General features: G+C 63.2%; 13 protein-coding genes. 2 read left to right on the top strand and 11 right to left on the bottom strand.

Annotated elements, in window-relative coordinates; translation table 11 throughout:
• Nucleotides 1-32: 32 nt before the first annotated feature.
• The 8 genes from AC07VG_RS30240 to AC07VG_RS30205 all read right to left on the bottom strand — a co-directional run bounded on the left by AC07VG_RS30240 (nt 33) and on the right by AC07VG_RS30205 (nt 9,806).
• Complete coding sequence (locus AC07VG_RS30240; protein ID WP_191489403.1) at nt 33-185, bottom strand: hypothetical protein; 153 nt, start codon at nt 183-185, stop codon at nt 33-35.
• A 310-nt stretch (nt 186-495) separates the two neighbouring features.
• The gene (locus AC07VG_RS30235; RefSeq protein ID WP_495022377.1) at nt 496-1,092 is read right to left on the bottom strand and encodes a phosphonate degradation HD-domain oxygenase; all 597 of its coding nucleotides are present in this window, start codon (nt 1,090-1,092) and stop codon (nt 496-498) included.
• Nucleotides 1,089-2,225, bottom strand: coding sequence for a TIGR03364 family FAD-dependent oxidoreductase (locus tag AC07VG_RS30230; RefSeq protein WP_494999972.1), 1,137 nt, complete (start codon nt 2,223-2,225; stop codon nt 1,089-1,091). The genes AC07VG_RS30235 and AC07VG_RS30230 overlap by 4 nt, the downstream gene beginning before the upstream one ends.
• A 150-nt stretch (nt 2,226-2,375) precedes the next feature.
• Complete coding sequence (locus tag AC07VG_RS30225; protein WP_494999973.1) at nt 2,376-3,398, bottom strand: putative 2-aminoethylphosphonate ABC transporter substrate-binding protein; 1,023 nt, start codon at nt 3,396-3,398, stop codon at nt 2,376-2,378.
• Between the two features lie 53 nt (nt 3,399-3,451).
• On the bottom strand, nt 3,452-5,176 hold the full coding sequence (locus AC07VG_RS30220; protein WP_495022376.1) for a putative 2-aminoethylphosphonate ABC transporter permease subunit: 1,725 nt from the start codon (nt 5,174-5,176) through the stop codon (nt 3,452-3,454).
• 1 nt (nt 5,177) lies between these two features.
• Nucleotides 5,178-6,254, bottom strand: coding sequence for a putative 2-aminoethylphosphonate ABC transporter ATP-binding protein (locus tag AC07VG_RS30215; protein ID WP_495022375.1), 1,077 nt, complete (start codon nt 6,252-6,254; stop codon nt 5,178-5,180).
• A 337-nt stretch (nt 6,255-6,591) separates the two neighbouring features.
• Complete coding sequence (locus tag AC07VG_RS30210) at nt 6,592-7,455, bottom strand: LysR family transcriptional regulator (protein ID WP_495022374.1); 864 nt, start codon at nt 7,453-7,455, stop codon at nt 6,592-6,594.
• 17 nt (nt 7,456-7,472) lie between these two features.
• A complete protein-coding gene (locus tag AC07VG_RS30205; protein ID WP_495022373.1) occupies nt 7,473-9,806 on the bottom strand; it encodes a heavy metal translocating P-type ATPase in 2,334 nt (777 codons plus the stop codon).
• 84 nt (nt 9,807-9,890) lie between these two features.
• On the opposite strand from AC07VG_RS30205, the gene cadR reads away from it, so the two are divergent.
• On the top strand, nt 9,891-10,337 hold the full coding sequence (cadR, locus tag AC07VG_RS30200) for a Cd(II)/Pb(II)-responsive transcriptional regulator (RefSeq protein ID WP_494999978.1): 447 nt from the start codon (nt 9,891-9,893) through the stop codon (nt 10,335-10,337).
• Between the two features lie 129 nt (nt 10,338-10,466).
• Here cadR and AC07VG_RS30195 read toward each other — a convergent pair whose 3' ends face one another.
• The 3 genes from AC07VG_RS30195 to AC07VG_RS30185 all read right to left on the bottom strand — a co-directional run bounded on the left by AC07VG_RS30195 (nt 10,467) and on the right by AC07VG_RS30185 (nt 13,216).
• Nucleotides 10,467-11,438, bottom strand: a complete 972-nt coding sequence (locus AC07VG_RS30195) for a thymidylate synthase (protein ID WP_494999979.1) — start codon at nt 11,436-11,438, stop codon at nt 10,467-10,469.
• Between the two features lie 48 nt (nt 11,439-11,486).
• A complete protein-coding gene (gene lgt, locus AC07VG_RS30190) occupies nt 11,487-12,308 on the bottom strand; it encodes a prolipoprotein diacylglyceryl transferase (protein WP_495022372.1) in 822 nt (273 codons plus the stop codon).
• A gap of 125 nt (nt 12,309-12,433) precedes the next feature.
• Nucleotides 12,434-13,216 (bottom strand): sulfite exporter TauE/SafE family protein, encoded by a 783-nt coding sequence (locus AC07VG_RS30185; protein ID WP_495022371.1) that lies wholly within the window; start codon nt 13,214-13,216, stop codon nt 12,434-12,436.
• A 110-nt stretch (nt 13,217-13,326) separates the two neighbouring features.
• Here AC07VG_RS30185 and AC07VG_RS30180 point away from each other — a divergent pair, with 110 nt between their 5' ends.
• Complete coding sequence (locus tag AC07VG_RS30180; protein ID WP_495000287.1) at nt 13,327-14,073, top strand: NRDE family protein; 747 nt, start codon at nt 13,327-13,329, stop codon at nt 14,071-14,073.
• Nucleotides 14,074-14,083: the final 10 nt, after the last annotated feature.

The raw sequence follows: 14,083 nt of genomic DNA, 5'->3' as shown, positions 1-14,083 counted from the left end.
CAAGCTCGCTCCTGCACGCCCTGGCAGCGGGATCAGCTGGCTTTTTTCAGGCCTTCGGAGATCCAGTCGACGGCTTTGTCGAGGATCGGACCGAAGTCGGTGAAGAACCCGGAACCACGAACGTCCTGGGTCTCTTCGAGGGTCATTTCCTGAAGGGTGTTTTCTTGTTGGGTTGCTTCCAGCATAGGTATGGACCTCGGCATTATTATTGGATGAAGACAACATCGAGTCGTCCGGCGAGAGCACCGGCGAATCGAACTTTCAGGCAGTTCCGGAACGACGCGCCGTGCTTGAACTGCGAGTGCCATCTTCGGCCAAGGTCGTATTTATTTATATCCGAATAGTCTCTGGAGAACGGCGTAAAGCCGCATGAGCATGTAGGAACTGCGCCCGCCCTTCTGGATGTACCGAATTCCCCTGTAGGGGCCCGGCTTGCCGGCGATGGCGGCCGGGCAGACACCGCAAGACTCAATGGCCTCATCGCTGGCAAGCCAGCTACAAGGTTCGTGGTGTAGATGAAGTCGATGTGAGGATCAGCAGCTGCGTCGCCTTGGCGCGCAACAGTTGCAGGTCGATCACCGGCACTTCCTCGCACTTGGCCTGCTCGTCCCAATGGCGCATCCGCAGGCTCACGGCACACAAAGGGTTCAGCTCGAATTCCCGGGCTTCGTCCTCCGTCATCAGCCCGCCCTGGTATTCCAGAGTCCGGCGACTCGCTTCGCTCAAACGCTCGTAGTACCCAGGCTCGCGCAACGTCAGAAAACGCTTGGCCTGGACGTGATACTCCACCAGCCGCGCCAGCCGCTCGCTGAAGCCGGCCCGGCGCAAATAATCGGCACCGAGGCGCTCGTGACTGACCACGCCATAACCGCCCATATCCCCCGCCGGTTGTTCACCAGACGGGCAGATATGCCCGATGTCATGGAAGAACGCCGCCAGCACCACTTCATCGTCGAAGCCCTCGGCCAAGGCCAACTGCGCGGCCTGGGACATATGCTCCAGCTGGGATACCGGCTCACCGATGTAGTCGGCGTTGCCAAACTGCCGGTACAAACCGAAGACTTCATCCAGCACCTGCTCGACGGACCTCATGCCGACTCCCCCAGCAAGCGGGCGATATTGCCTTCGGCCAGGGCCGGGCCGACGCTCATGCCAACACCCGTGTGCATCAGCGCGGCGCTCAGCCCCGGTGCGGCCCGAAGAAACGAAAACGGTCCCGGCCCCTTGGCACCGTAAACCCCTTGCCAGCGCTCCAGCACCCGCACCTTGCAGCCCAGGGTGTGCTCGGCCAGCTCCAGCAGCCAGGTATCGACCGGTTCGGCATTGAACGGCGAGGCATCGCTGCCGTAGTGGTGGGAGTCGCCGATGATCAACTCGCCATAAGGCGTCGGGCTGATCAGCAGGTGAATGCCGTGTTCGTGCAGGTGCGGACTGTCGCGCAGGATCTCGGCCTGAACGGCCGCCGCCTCCGGCAGGTCGGCAAAGGCGCCGTAGTGCACGCAACTCAGGCCGGTGAGCAGCGCGTGTTGCAGGTTCAGCTCGACCTGGGGTCGGGCGCGGAGCATTTGCAGGCGGCAGATGCTCGGTTGCAACTGGCTGATGGGCTCGGCTAGCAGGGTCTGATAATCGTGGCCGGAACAGACGATGATCTGTTCGGCGTGAAAGGTGCCGGCGGTGCTATGCAACCGGCCGGGCTCGACTTCGCGGACCAGGGTCGAGAAGTGGAAGGTCACGCCCAGTTCCCGTCGCAGGTACTCGATCAGCGTCGGGATCGCCTCGCGGGAGTAGAGCTGCTGGTCGTCAAGGCCGTGCAGGGCGGCGCGGTGATGACCGAACTGGCCGCCGTAGAGATCGTTCAGCGCGGCGCCGCGCAGCAGTTCGACGCGGTAACCCTGTTCCTCGGCGCGACCGGCGCAGAAGGCGTCCAGCAGATGTTCTTCAGCTTCGGTGCGGGCAAACAGGTATGAGCCGTTGCGCTTGAGGGCGAAGCCGGCCTGCTGCGCCCAGTTAGCCCAGATATCGCGGCTGGCGCGGGCCAGCTCGGACATGATGCCCGGCGGTTGGCCGGTGACCAGGGCCTGGCCGAAATTGCGCACCGAAGCGCCCAGGGGCGTGGTGCTGCGTTCGAAGACCGTGACCTTGAGGCCGCGCCGGGCGGCGGCGTAGGCGTGGGACAGGCCAAGGATGCCAGCGCCGACGATGAGGATGTCGCTGTGATTTTTCATTGAAGGGGGGTCCTGAGGGGAATGGCCGCTGCGCGGTTCGCGGGCAAGCACCGCTCCCACAGATCCGTGTCGTACGCACATGATGTGTTCGACGCGAACCTGTGGGAGCGGTGCTTGCCCGCGAAGAGGCCCGCGAGTCAGACAAAGATGTTACTGAGGCAATTTCTCCGACTTGCCGTCATAGCGCTTGCGCCATTCAGTAAGAATTTCGTCGCGGTTCTTCGACGCCCAGACAAAGTCGTTCTTGATCAGACGCTGCTCGTAGTCCGCCGGCAGTTCGGTCTGCGGTTTGGCAATGCCCGGCTGCGCCAGCACGGCGAAGTTTTCCTTGTACAGCTCCATGGCCGCGGGGCTGGACGAGAAGTCCGCCAGCTTCTTCGCCGCCTCTTCATGCGGCGTACCCTTGATCACCGCAGTAGCCTCGATCTCCCAACCCAGGCCTTCCTTCGGCAGGATGATGTCCAGTGGCGCACCCTGGCGCTTCAGCTGCACCGCCGGGTATTCAAAGGAAATACCGATCGGGAACTCGCCCGCCGCCGCCAGCTTGCACGGCTTGGAGCCGGAGTGAACGTACTGGCCGATGTTCTGGTGCAGCTCATCCATGTACTTCCAGCCCTGCTGCTGGCCAAAGGTCTGCAACCAGGCGCTGACATCCAGGAAGCCGGTGCCGGAAGAGGCCGGGTTCGGCATCACGATCTTGCCCTTGTACTCGGGCTTGGTCAGGTCCTGCCAGCTCACCGGCTTGCTCAGGTGCTGCTTCTCGGCTTCGACGGTGTTGAAGCAGATGGTTGCCGCCCAGACGTCCATGCCGACCCACGCCGGCGGGTTCGCCGCGTCACGGTAGTGGTTGCCGATCTTGCCCAGGTCCTTGGGCGCGTAGCTTTGCAGCATGCCCTGCTGATCGAGGATCGCCAGGCTGGAAGCCGCCAGGCCCCAGACCACGTCAGCCTGCGGACGCGCCTTCTCGGCCAGCAGCTTGGCGGTGATAATGCCGGTGGAATCGCGCACCCACTTGATCTCCACGTCCGGGTAGGTGGCCTCGAAGGCTTTCTTGTAGGCGGTCAACTGCTCGGACTCGAGGGCCGTGTACACGGTCAACTCGGTTTTCGCGGCAAAGGCATTCAGGCTGAAAGCAGTGAGGACAGCAGCGGCAAGAGCCAGGGGCTTGAACATGATGCGGTTCCTTGGTGAGTGCGGTTGGGGTTGGGCAAAGCGTTGGCGCGGGATCAATGGCCAGGCTCGGTCTGCCGCCAGGCCTGGGAGCGGCGCAACACGCCGCGCGAAGCCCAGGCCAGCAGCAGCGACACGGCCACCGAGGTAAACAGGATCAGACTCGACATGGCGGCGGCACCGCCGACATTGCCGGCGTCATCCATGTTCAGCACCGCCACCGCCGCAAGGATGGTGTCGGGGCTATAAAGAAAGATCGCCGCCGACACCGTGGTCATCGCCGAGACGAACAGGTAGCGGACGATGTCGAGCAACGCCGGCAGGCAGATCGGCAGCGTGACCCGCAGGTAGTGCCGGTAGAGCGGCGCCTTGAGCGACAGGGCGGCGGCCTCGAACTCGTTGTCGAGTTGGCGCAGCGCGGTGCTGGCGGTCATCTGCGCGGTGGTCAGGTAATGGGCGATGGTGCAGACCACCAGCAGGGTCATGGTCCCGTAGAACACATTCAACGGGTTGCCGTTGAGGTTGAAGAAAAACACGTAGCCCAAGCCCAGGACCAGACCCGGAACCGCCATCGGCACAAAGCCGAGAATGCGCAAGGCCAGGTTAAGGCCACTCTGGCCGCGGGTTTTCTCCATCAGGTAGGCCCCGGTGAAAATCAGCCCACTGCCCATCAGCGCCGTGCACAGCGCCAGGGTCAGGCTGTTGCGGTAGGCCAGCCAGCCGCTGCCGGTGGTCGCATTGAAGGCGTAGTGACTGAACGACAGCGACAGGTTGTACGGCCAGAACTTCACCAGCGACGAGTACACCGCCATGCCGAATACCAGCAGCAGGGCCGCGCAGATCAGCAGCACAATCACCAGGTAGCAGGCATCACGCCGCCATGACGGCGCCGCTTTGAACACCTGGGCGCGCCCGTTCATGGCCTCGCCATGACGCCGCCGCAGCCAGGCATCGACGACAAAACTGAACAGCGCCGGCAGTAACAGGATCATGCCGATCAAGGCGCCACGGCCGAACTGCTGCTGGCCGACCACTGCCTTGTAGGCTTCGAGCGCCAGCACCTGATAGTCGCCGCCCACCACCACCGGCACGCCGAAGTCGGTGATGGTCAGGGTGAACACCAGGCAGAAAGCGGCGAACAGCGCCTGGCGACTGGCCGGCCAGGTGATGCTGCGAAACGCCTTCCAGGGCCCGGCGCCCATGCTCGACGCAGCGTCGAACAAGCGCGCATCGGCCAGGGACAAGGCCGAGATCAGGATCATCAGGGCATGGGGAAAGGTGTAGATGACTTCGCCGAGGAGCATGCCCCAGAAACCGTAGATATTCTCTGACAGCAGGCCACGCAACAGGCCCTGGTTACCGAACAGGTAGACCAGCGCGATACCCGGCAACATCGACGGCGCCATCAGCGGCAACAGCGACAAGGCGCGCCACAACGGCTTGGCCGGGATCAGCGTGCGTTGCAGGGCGTAGGCAAACAGATAAGCCAGCGGTACGACGATGGCCGCAACGCTGAGGGAAACCTTCAGGCTATTGCCCAGCAGCCAGTGGAAATTGTCGCTGTTCAGCAGTTCCTTCGCCGCGACCCAACCACCGCCCTGCCCGGCTTCACTGCTGAAGCCGCGCCAGAAGATCGCCAGCAACGGCAGCAGCACCGCCACACCCAGCAGGCAAAGCCAGAGCAGCTTGCCGCCGACCACGAACAGGCGGTCGCCGAAGCCGACCCGGGCGGTCTTCACGCTCGACTGCCGGGACAGGGGCAGGCTGATTTCCGCGGCCATCTCAGGCAAACACCTGGAGGCTGTGGGGTGGCAAGGCCACCCAGATATCCGGCGCACCGAGGCGCGGCATGTCCTGTGGACCGACTTCGGCCAACAGCGCGTGCCCGGGCAATTGGTTGAGTTCGAAACGCATGCGGCAGCGATTGCCGAGAAAGGTGATTTCACGCACCCGCGCCGGGAACAGGTTTTCCTCATGCACCGCTGGGTTGACGTTGATCGCTTCAGGGCGGCAGAACAGTCGACCGGAGGCGGCGCGGGCGCTGCCATCGGCCAGGCGCACATCCATGCCGCCGACCCGCGCATGGCTGTCGCTGCTGCGCTGGAACGGCAGCCAGTTGCCCTGGCCAACGAACTCGGCGACGAACGGCGTGGCCGGCTTGTCGTAGATTTCCTGGGGCGTGGCGTATTGCTCGACCTTACCGTTGTTCATCACGGCGATGCGGTCGGCCATCAGCATGGCCTCGTCCTGGTTGTGGGTGACCATCAGGGTGGTCACGCCAAGGTTGCGTTGCAGCTGGCGCAGCTCGGTGCACAGATGCTCACGGACCCGGGCGTCGAGGGCCGACATCGGTTCGTCGAGCAGCAACAGCGAGGGCGCCGGGGCCAGGGCGCGGGCCAGGGCCACCCGTTGTTGCTGGCCGCCGGAGAGCTGGCCGGGGTATTTCTTTTCGCTGCCGAGCAGGCCGACCAGTTCCAGCATCTGACCGACGCGCTTGCGGGTTTCCTCGCGGCTACTGCCGGCGAGACCGTAGGCGATATTCGCTTCAACCGTCAGATTGGGGAACAGCGCGTAGGACTGGAACAGGATGCCGTAGTCGCGGGCTTGTGGCGGCAGGTCGGAGACATTGCGTTCGCCGAGGAACAGCTCGCCGTCGTCCTGACGCTCCAGGCCGGCGATGCAGCGCAACAAGGTGGTCTTGCCGCAGCCGGACGGGCCGAGCAGGCAGACCAGCTCGCCGGCGGCCACGTCCAGGGAGACGTTGTCCAACGCGGTGAAGGCGCCGAAGCGCTTGCGCACACCACGGACCTTCATCGGGGCGCCGGGGTTGGCCAGAGCGTTGGCGATCGAGTTGTTCATGGACGGACCTCATCAAGCGGATGAGGGTCATGCTAGGGAGCTAATGCGTAGGCTATGTGGCAACGAGGCCAAAGCTACCGATAGTGGTATTGGTAGATTTGGGTTGGGGATCGGTGTTGTCCGGACTGACGCTTTCGCGGGCAAGCTCCGCTCCCACAGGTTTTCTACCGTATACGAAACTTTGGTACGACACGAACATTGTGGGAGCGGAGCTCGCCCGCGAACCGCTCCCACAGGTTTGCTACCGTATACGAAACTTTGGTACGACACGAACATTGTGGGAGCGGAGCTTGCCCGCGAACCGCCGCGCAGCAGGCGGCCATTCACCACGGAACTATCAGGCCGGCGCCATTTCCTGCGCCAACCCCAGAAACGCCGCTGGCAGGCGCGCCGCCTTGCGTTCCTTGAGGCAATACAGGTACTCGGCGATCTGCGGCGCGTTCTCCAGGCTCAGAACCCGCAACTGCGGGTCATGCGGGACTTCCTGGCGAGCAATCAGGCTGATGCCGATATTGCGCAGCACCGCCTCGCGGATCGACTCACGACTGCCGATCTCCAGCAGCGGCCCGAAACTCACCCCGGCACCGTGCAAAAACTCTTCGGTCAGGCGACGGGTGGTCGAGCCCACCTCGCGCATCAGCAGGCAATGCCCGGCCAGCGCGCTCAGCGGCACATGATCGTGCACCGCCAACGGATGGTTGCGATGCACCGCCAGGACCAGCGGGTCGCTGCCCAGCAAACGGCGGATCAGGCGCGGGTCGTCGAGCAACTGCGACGAGGCCGCCACATCAACCCGATAATCCTCCAGCGCCTCCAGCACCTGCTGGGAGTTGCCGATTTCCACCGATACGTCCACCTGCGGCAAGCGCTCGCGAAAGGCCTTCACCAGATCGAGGATGTAGTACGGCGCCGTCGCGGCAATGCGCAAAGTGCCCTGCACCTGCCCGGCGTTACGCAGGAAAAACTCGATATCGGCCTCCTGCTGCAACAGCGTCTTGACCATCGGCAGCAAACGCGCGCCGTCTTCACTGACGCTCAGCCGCCGACCGCCGCGATAGAACAACTCGACCGAGTACTGGCTTTCCAGATGGCGGATCTGGGTGGTCACCGTGGGCTGGCTGAGCCCGAGCTTTTTCGCCGCCAGGGTGATGCTGCCCAGGCGGGCGACCAGGTAAAACGCCTTCAGCTCGGCACTCAGCACATCACTCTCTCATTCGTTTACTTGCGCAACAGACGCAACCCGTTGAACACCACCAGCAGGCTGACGCCCATATCGGCGAACACCGCCATCCACATGGTCGCCAAGCCCAGGAAGGTGACCGCGAGGAAAATCGCCTTGATCACCAGGGCCAGGGCGATATTTTGCCTGAGGATACGCGCGGTCTGGCGCGAAAGGCGAATGAAAGCCGGGATCTTGCGCAGATCATCGTCCATCAGGGCGACATCGGCGGTCTCGATGGCGGTGTCGGTACCGGCGGCGGCCATGGCGAAACCGATCTCGGCGCGGGCCAGGGCCGGGGCATCGTTGATGCCGTCGCCAACCATGCCGACCTGATGGCCACGGGTATACAGCGCTTCGATGGCCAGCAGTTTGTCGCTGGGCAGCAGGTCGCCGCGGGCCTCGTCGATCCCGACCTGGGCGGCAATGGCGGAGGCAGTGTGGACATTGTCCCCGGTCAACATCAGGGTCTTGATCCCCAGCGCGTGCAACTCGCGGATCGCCTCACGGCTGGAGGCCTTGACGGTATCGGCCACGGCGAACAACGCCAGTGGACCGGAGTCGTCAAGCAACAGCACCACACTCTTGCCTTGTTTTTCCAAGGCGAAGAGTTTTTCTTCCAGGGCCGCCGAGCAGAGGCCGAGGTCTTCCACCAGCCGATGATTGCCCAGGTGATAACCCTTGCCGCCGACCTCGCCGCGCACGCCACGCCCGGCCAGGGCCTCGAAGGCTTCGACATCGCGCAGCGCCCACTGTTTGTCCCGCGCATCCTTGGCAATCGCCAGGGACACCGGGTGATCGGAGCGCGCCGCGAGGCTGGCGGCGATCAGCGGTGCAGTCTCGAGAAACAGTGGGTTGAGGGTCAGGTAGTCGGTCAGCACCGGCTTGCCATGGGTGATGGTGCCAGTCTTGTCCAGGGCCAGGTAATCGAGCTTGTGCCCGCTTTCCAGATACACCCCGCCCTTGACCAGGATGCCCTTGCGGGCGGCGGCGGCCAGGCCGCTGACGATGGTCACCGGGGTCGAGATCACCAGCGCGCACGGACAAGCAACCACCAGCAGGACCAGCGCCCGGTAGATCCAGTCGAACCACAGGCCATTCATGAACAGCGGCGGCAGCACCGCCACCGCCAGGGCGAAGGCGAATACCGCCGGGGTGTAGATTTTCGCGAAGGTGTCGACGAAACGCTGGGTCGGTGCCCGCGCGCCCTGGGCCTGCTCGACGGCATGGATGATCCGCGCCAGGGTCGAATTCCCCGCCACCGCCGTCACCCGATAGTCCAGCGAGCCAGCCTGGTTGATGGTGCCGGCGAAAACCTTGTCACCCGGGTTCTTCTCGATCGGTAGGCTTTCACCGGTGATCGGTGCCTGATCGACACTGGAGCTGCCATAGACCACTTCGCCGTCGAGGCCGATGCGCTCACCGGGTCGCACCCGCACCAATGCGCCCAGTTCAATGCTTTTAACCTCGCGTTCGGCCCATTCGCCGTCAGCCTGGCGCACCGTGGCCTTTTCCGGCGTCATCTGCATCAGGCCGCTGATGGCGTTGCGCGCGCGGTCCAGCGACTTGGCTTCGATCAACTCGGCGATGGTGAAGAGGAACATCACCATTGCCGCTTCCGGCCACTGGCCGATCAGTACGGCGCCGGTCACGGCGATGCTCATCAGCGCGTTGATGTTCAGGTTGCGATTCTTCAGGGCGATCCAGCCCTTTTTATAGGTGGTCAGGCCGCCGCTGAGGATGGAAACCAGCGCAATGATTGCCACCACCCAGGTCGGGGCCACGGCGGTGAAGTGAATCACTTCGGCGACCAACGCGCCGACACCGGACAGTGCCAGGGGCCACCAGGGCTTTTTCACTGGCGGCTGGCTTGGGGTTTCGGCGCTCGCGCCTTCTTCCAGCGGCTCGGCCTGCATGCCCAGGGACTGGATGGCCGCGACAATTGGTGTAGTCGACGGCAGGTCATGGGTGACACCGAGGATCCGATTGATCAGGTTGAACTCAAGCTGCTGCACACCCGCCAGCTTGCCGAGCTTGTTCTGGATCAACGTCTGCTCGGTGGGGCAGTCCATGGCTTCGATGCGGAAACGGCTCAACCGTGCGTCGGCGCTGGTGGTCTCACTGAGTTTGATCAGCGCGGGCGCTTCGGCGCTCGAACAGCAGCTGTGCGCAGGCCCGGCCGCCCCATGGGAGTGAGGAGCCTTCACCGGCTGGAGGACACGAAAAGACTGAGGCGCCGGCTTATCGGCAGGACCGTGGTCATGGCCGTGATCGTGATCAGCATGCGCGTGATCGCTGCCGGGTTTGGGCGAAGTATGGATGGAGTCGCTCATGGGGTACGTCCCTGAAAGTGCTTGTTGCCAAGTGAACACCCTGTAGCCACTATAGGGTCAAGCACCCATTGGCGAGATCGAACGATGAAGATTGGCGAACTGGCGAAACTCACCGACTGCCAGGTGGAAACCATCCGCTATTACGAAAAGGAAAACCTGCTGCCGGAACCGGCGCGCAGCGAGGGTAACTATCGCCTGTATACCCAGGCGCATGTGGAACGCCTGACCTTTATCCGCAACTGCCGCAGCCTGGACATGACGCTGGAAGAGATTCGCAGCCTGCTGGACCTGCGCGACAGCCCGCAGGATCAGTGCGAAAGCGTGAATGCGCTGATTGATGAGCATATCCATCACGTCAAGGCGCGGATTGACGGGTTGCTGGCGTTGCAGACGCAGTTGCTCGACCTGCGCCAGCGCTGTGGCGGCGGGCCGGATCTGGATCAGTGCGGGATTTTGCAGCGGTTGGAAGTCAGCGGCAGCGTGGTGGCGGCTGAAGAGCATTCACATGTCGGAAGAAGTCACGGGCATTGAGGGCCCTTTCGCGGGCAAGCTCCGCTCCCACATTGGGTCCTGAGTCGTACACACCTTCTGTGGACGGCACAAACCTAATGTGGGAGCGGAGCTTGCCCGCGAAGAAAACAACTCGGTCCAGAACCAGGCTCAGACCGCCATCGGCGCCGTCATCGGCGCATGGTGCTGGTAGCCTTCCAGTGAAAAATCGCCAGGTTCCACCAACTCCAGCCACTCCGGCTGGTACACCCCAGTCTTGGCAAACTCCGGCACACGCTCGGAAATCACCAGCTTCGGCATCGGAAACGGCTCGCGGGTCAGCTGTTCATTAAGCATGTCCAGGTGGTTTTCATACACATGGGCATCGCCAATAAAATAGGTGAACCAGCGCGGCGTATAACCGGTCAGACGCCCGATCAGGCTCAGCAGCGCGGCGCCTTCGGTCAGGTTGAACGGCGTGCCCAGGCCCAGGTCATTCGAACGGATGTAGAGGGTCAGGGAAATCTCCTTCGTCTCCACATTCGGATGGAACTGATAGAGCAAATGGCACGGCGGCAAGGCCATTTCATCCAGCTGCGCGCAGTTCCAGCCATGGAACAGGATCCGCCGGCTGCCCGGGTCCTTGATGATGGTGTCGACGCACTGGCGCACCTGGTCGATGGCCTTGTACAGCACCACATAGGCCAGGCCGTTTTCCTCACCCTCGGCAATCTGCCGGTAACCCTGGCCCAAGGTCTGCTCGATAGCCGCGACGTTGCTCTTGGCAATCTGCTTGTACGCCGGCCATTTACGCCACTGCACCCCATAGATCTCGCCCAGGTCGTCTTCGCCCTGGCGGAACGGGTTGGCCAGCCACTGGGCGTTTTCGTTGGCGTTCTGGTCCCAGACCTTGCAGCCCAACGCACGAAACTCAGCGGCGTTGTTCACCCCACGGAGAAAACCGCACATCTCGCCGACGGCGGACTTGAAGGCCATCTTGCGGGTGGTGATCGCCGGGAAACCTTCCTTGAGGTCATAGCGCAGCATCGCCCCGGGAAAACTGATGGTGTTCACCCCGGTACGATTGGCCTGCTTGGTGCCGTTGTTGATGACGTGGGCGACCAGTTCGAGATATTGCTTCATGAGTTACCTGCATCCTTGAATGCGGGGCCCGTGGGCCCCGATCCGAATTTAAAGCGCGGCGCCTTTCGCGGCCGGTGGAGTCGCGGCGCGGTGATAGGCGAACCACAGCAAGCCCAGGCCGCCAATGATCATCGGCAGACTGAGAATCTGCCCCATGGTCACCCAGCCGAACGCCAGATAGCCGAGTTGCGCATCCGGCACCCGGACGAACTCGACGACAAAACGGAAAATCCCGTAGAACAACGCGAACATACCCGAGACCGCCATGGTCGGCCGCGGCTTGCGCGAGAACAACCAGAGGATCACGAACAGGGCCACACCTTCCAGCGCGAACTGATACAGCTGCGACGGGTGACGCGGCAACTGGGCCGGGTCGCTGAACGGCGGGAAGACCATCGCCCACGGCAAATCAGTCGGTTTGCCCCACAGCTCGGCGTTGATGAAGTTGCCGATACGCCCGGCACCCAGGCCGATTGGCACCATCGGCGCGACAAAGTCCATCAGTTGGAAGAACGACTTGCCGTTGCGCCGACCAAACCACCAGGCGGCAATCATCACCCCGATAAAGCCACCATGGAACGCCATGCCGCCCTTCCAGACCTCGAAAATCAGCGTCGGGTTCGCCAGGTAAGCGCTCAGGTCATAGAACAGCACATAACCCAGACGCCCGCCGACGATCACGCCCATGGCCAGCCAGAAAATCAGGTCGGAGAGTTTTTCCTTGGTCCAGGTCGGGTCGAAACGGTTCAGGCGCCGGGAGGCCAGCAGCCACGCACCGCCAATGCCGACCAGGTACATCAGGCCGTACCAGTGGATTTTCAGCGGGCCGATGGCCAGGGCCACCGGGTCAATCTGCGGGTAAGGCAGCATTGCAACTCCTCGATAGAGTAAAAATTCAGGGCCCGGCGAACAGCAATCCTCCGGGCCGGCGGGTCATCTTGCAACCGCGCCATTAAGCCAATATTGCGCTTGCACGACTGAACCGAGCCTGCGGTTCAGATCAGGAACTTCAGACCGACAACGAACAACAGGCCGGCGAACAGCCGCTTGAGCAACAGCGGCGACAGCTGGTGCGCCAGCTGCACGCCGAAACGAGCAAAAAACATACTGGTCAGGGCAATCCCGAGCAAGGCCGGCAGATAGATAAAGCCCAGGCTGTGGGCCGGCAACAACGGATCGTGCCAACCCAGGATCATGAAACTCAAGGTGCTGGCCAGGGCTATCGGCAAGCCGCAGGCCGAGGAGGTCGCCACCGCCTGTTGCATCGGCACGCTGCGCCAGGTCAGGAACGGCACGGTCAGCGAACCGCCGCCGATGCCGAAAATCGCCGAAGCCCAGCCGATCACCCCTCCCGCCAGGCCAAGGCCGAATTTGCCGGGCACGCTGCGACTGGCCTTGGGCTTGAGGTTCAGCGCCATCTGCGCCGCCACCACCAGGGCGAACACACCGATGATCTTCTGCAGGTTCGGGCCGGCGATGGCCTTGGCGGTCAACGCGCCGAGGCCCGAGCCGAGCAGGATGCCCACGGCCATCCAGGCAAAGACCGGCCAGAGCACCGCACCGCGCTTGTGATGCCCGCGAATGGTGTTGAACGAGGTGAAAATGATCGTCGCCAGGGACGTGCCCACCGCCAGGTGCGTGAGGATCAGTGGATCGAACCCTTGCAGGGTGAAACTGAACACCAGCACCGGGACGATAATGATCCCGCCGCCCACGCCGAACAGCCCTGCCAGCACACCGGCACAGGCCCCCAAGACCAGATAGAGCAGAAATTCCATGCGCGACCTCGCGAAACAAGTCCGGCATGGTAACGGAAGGACGGACACGGCTCTACTGGATGGCGATGGATACCCTGAGTAGAGTGGGCAAAAACATCGAGGACCCGCTGATGTGCCTGATTGTCTTTGCCTGGCGCCCGCGCCATGCCCAGCCGCTGATCGTCGCGGCCAACCGTGACGAGTTTTATGCCCGCCCGAGCCTGCCGCTGGCGCCATGGCCCGAAGCGCCGCAGGTCTATGCGGGACGGGATCTGGAGGCGGGTGGTACCTGGCTCGGGATCGGCCCTCGGGGACGCTTCGCGGCCTTGACCAATATCCGCGATCCGCACCAGCCGGTAGCCCGGCGCTCACGCGGGGAGCTGGTGGCACGTTTTCTTACCGAGGACCTGTCGATTGACCACTATTTAGCAGAAATTCGCGCAAGATCGCTGGAATATGCCGGTTTCAACCTGCTCTTGGGCACAACGGACACGTTGTGGCATTTCAACTCCCATGAGGGCGAGCCACGCCAGCTGGCGGAGGGTGTGTACGGATTGTCCAATGCCGGGCTCGATACGCCCTGGCCGAAACTGCTCAAGGCTCGCGCCGCATTGTCCTGGGCGCTGGCCGATCCCCGACCGGAGGCCTTGCTGGCGATGCTCGGCGATCCGACGATCGCGCCGCTTGCCGAGTTGCCGGACACCGGGGTGGGCGTGGCGACCGAGAGCCTGTTGTCCAGCGTGTTTATCGCCAGCCCCAGCTACGGCACACGGGCCAGCACGGTACTGATCAGCCAGGCCGATGGCACGCGCCATCTCGTGGAGCGCAGCTTCGGACCTTATGGCGGACATCTGGGAGAGGTGGAGCTAAAGGTCTAGCTCCCCGCCC

The organism is Pseudomonas sp. GW821-FHT03C07 (genome assembly GCF_059420925.1).
The sequence above is the reverse complement of the archived record's forward strand: the minus strand, read 5'-3'. Positions and strand labels throughout refer to the sequence as shown.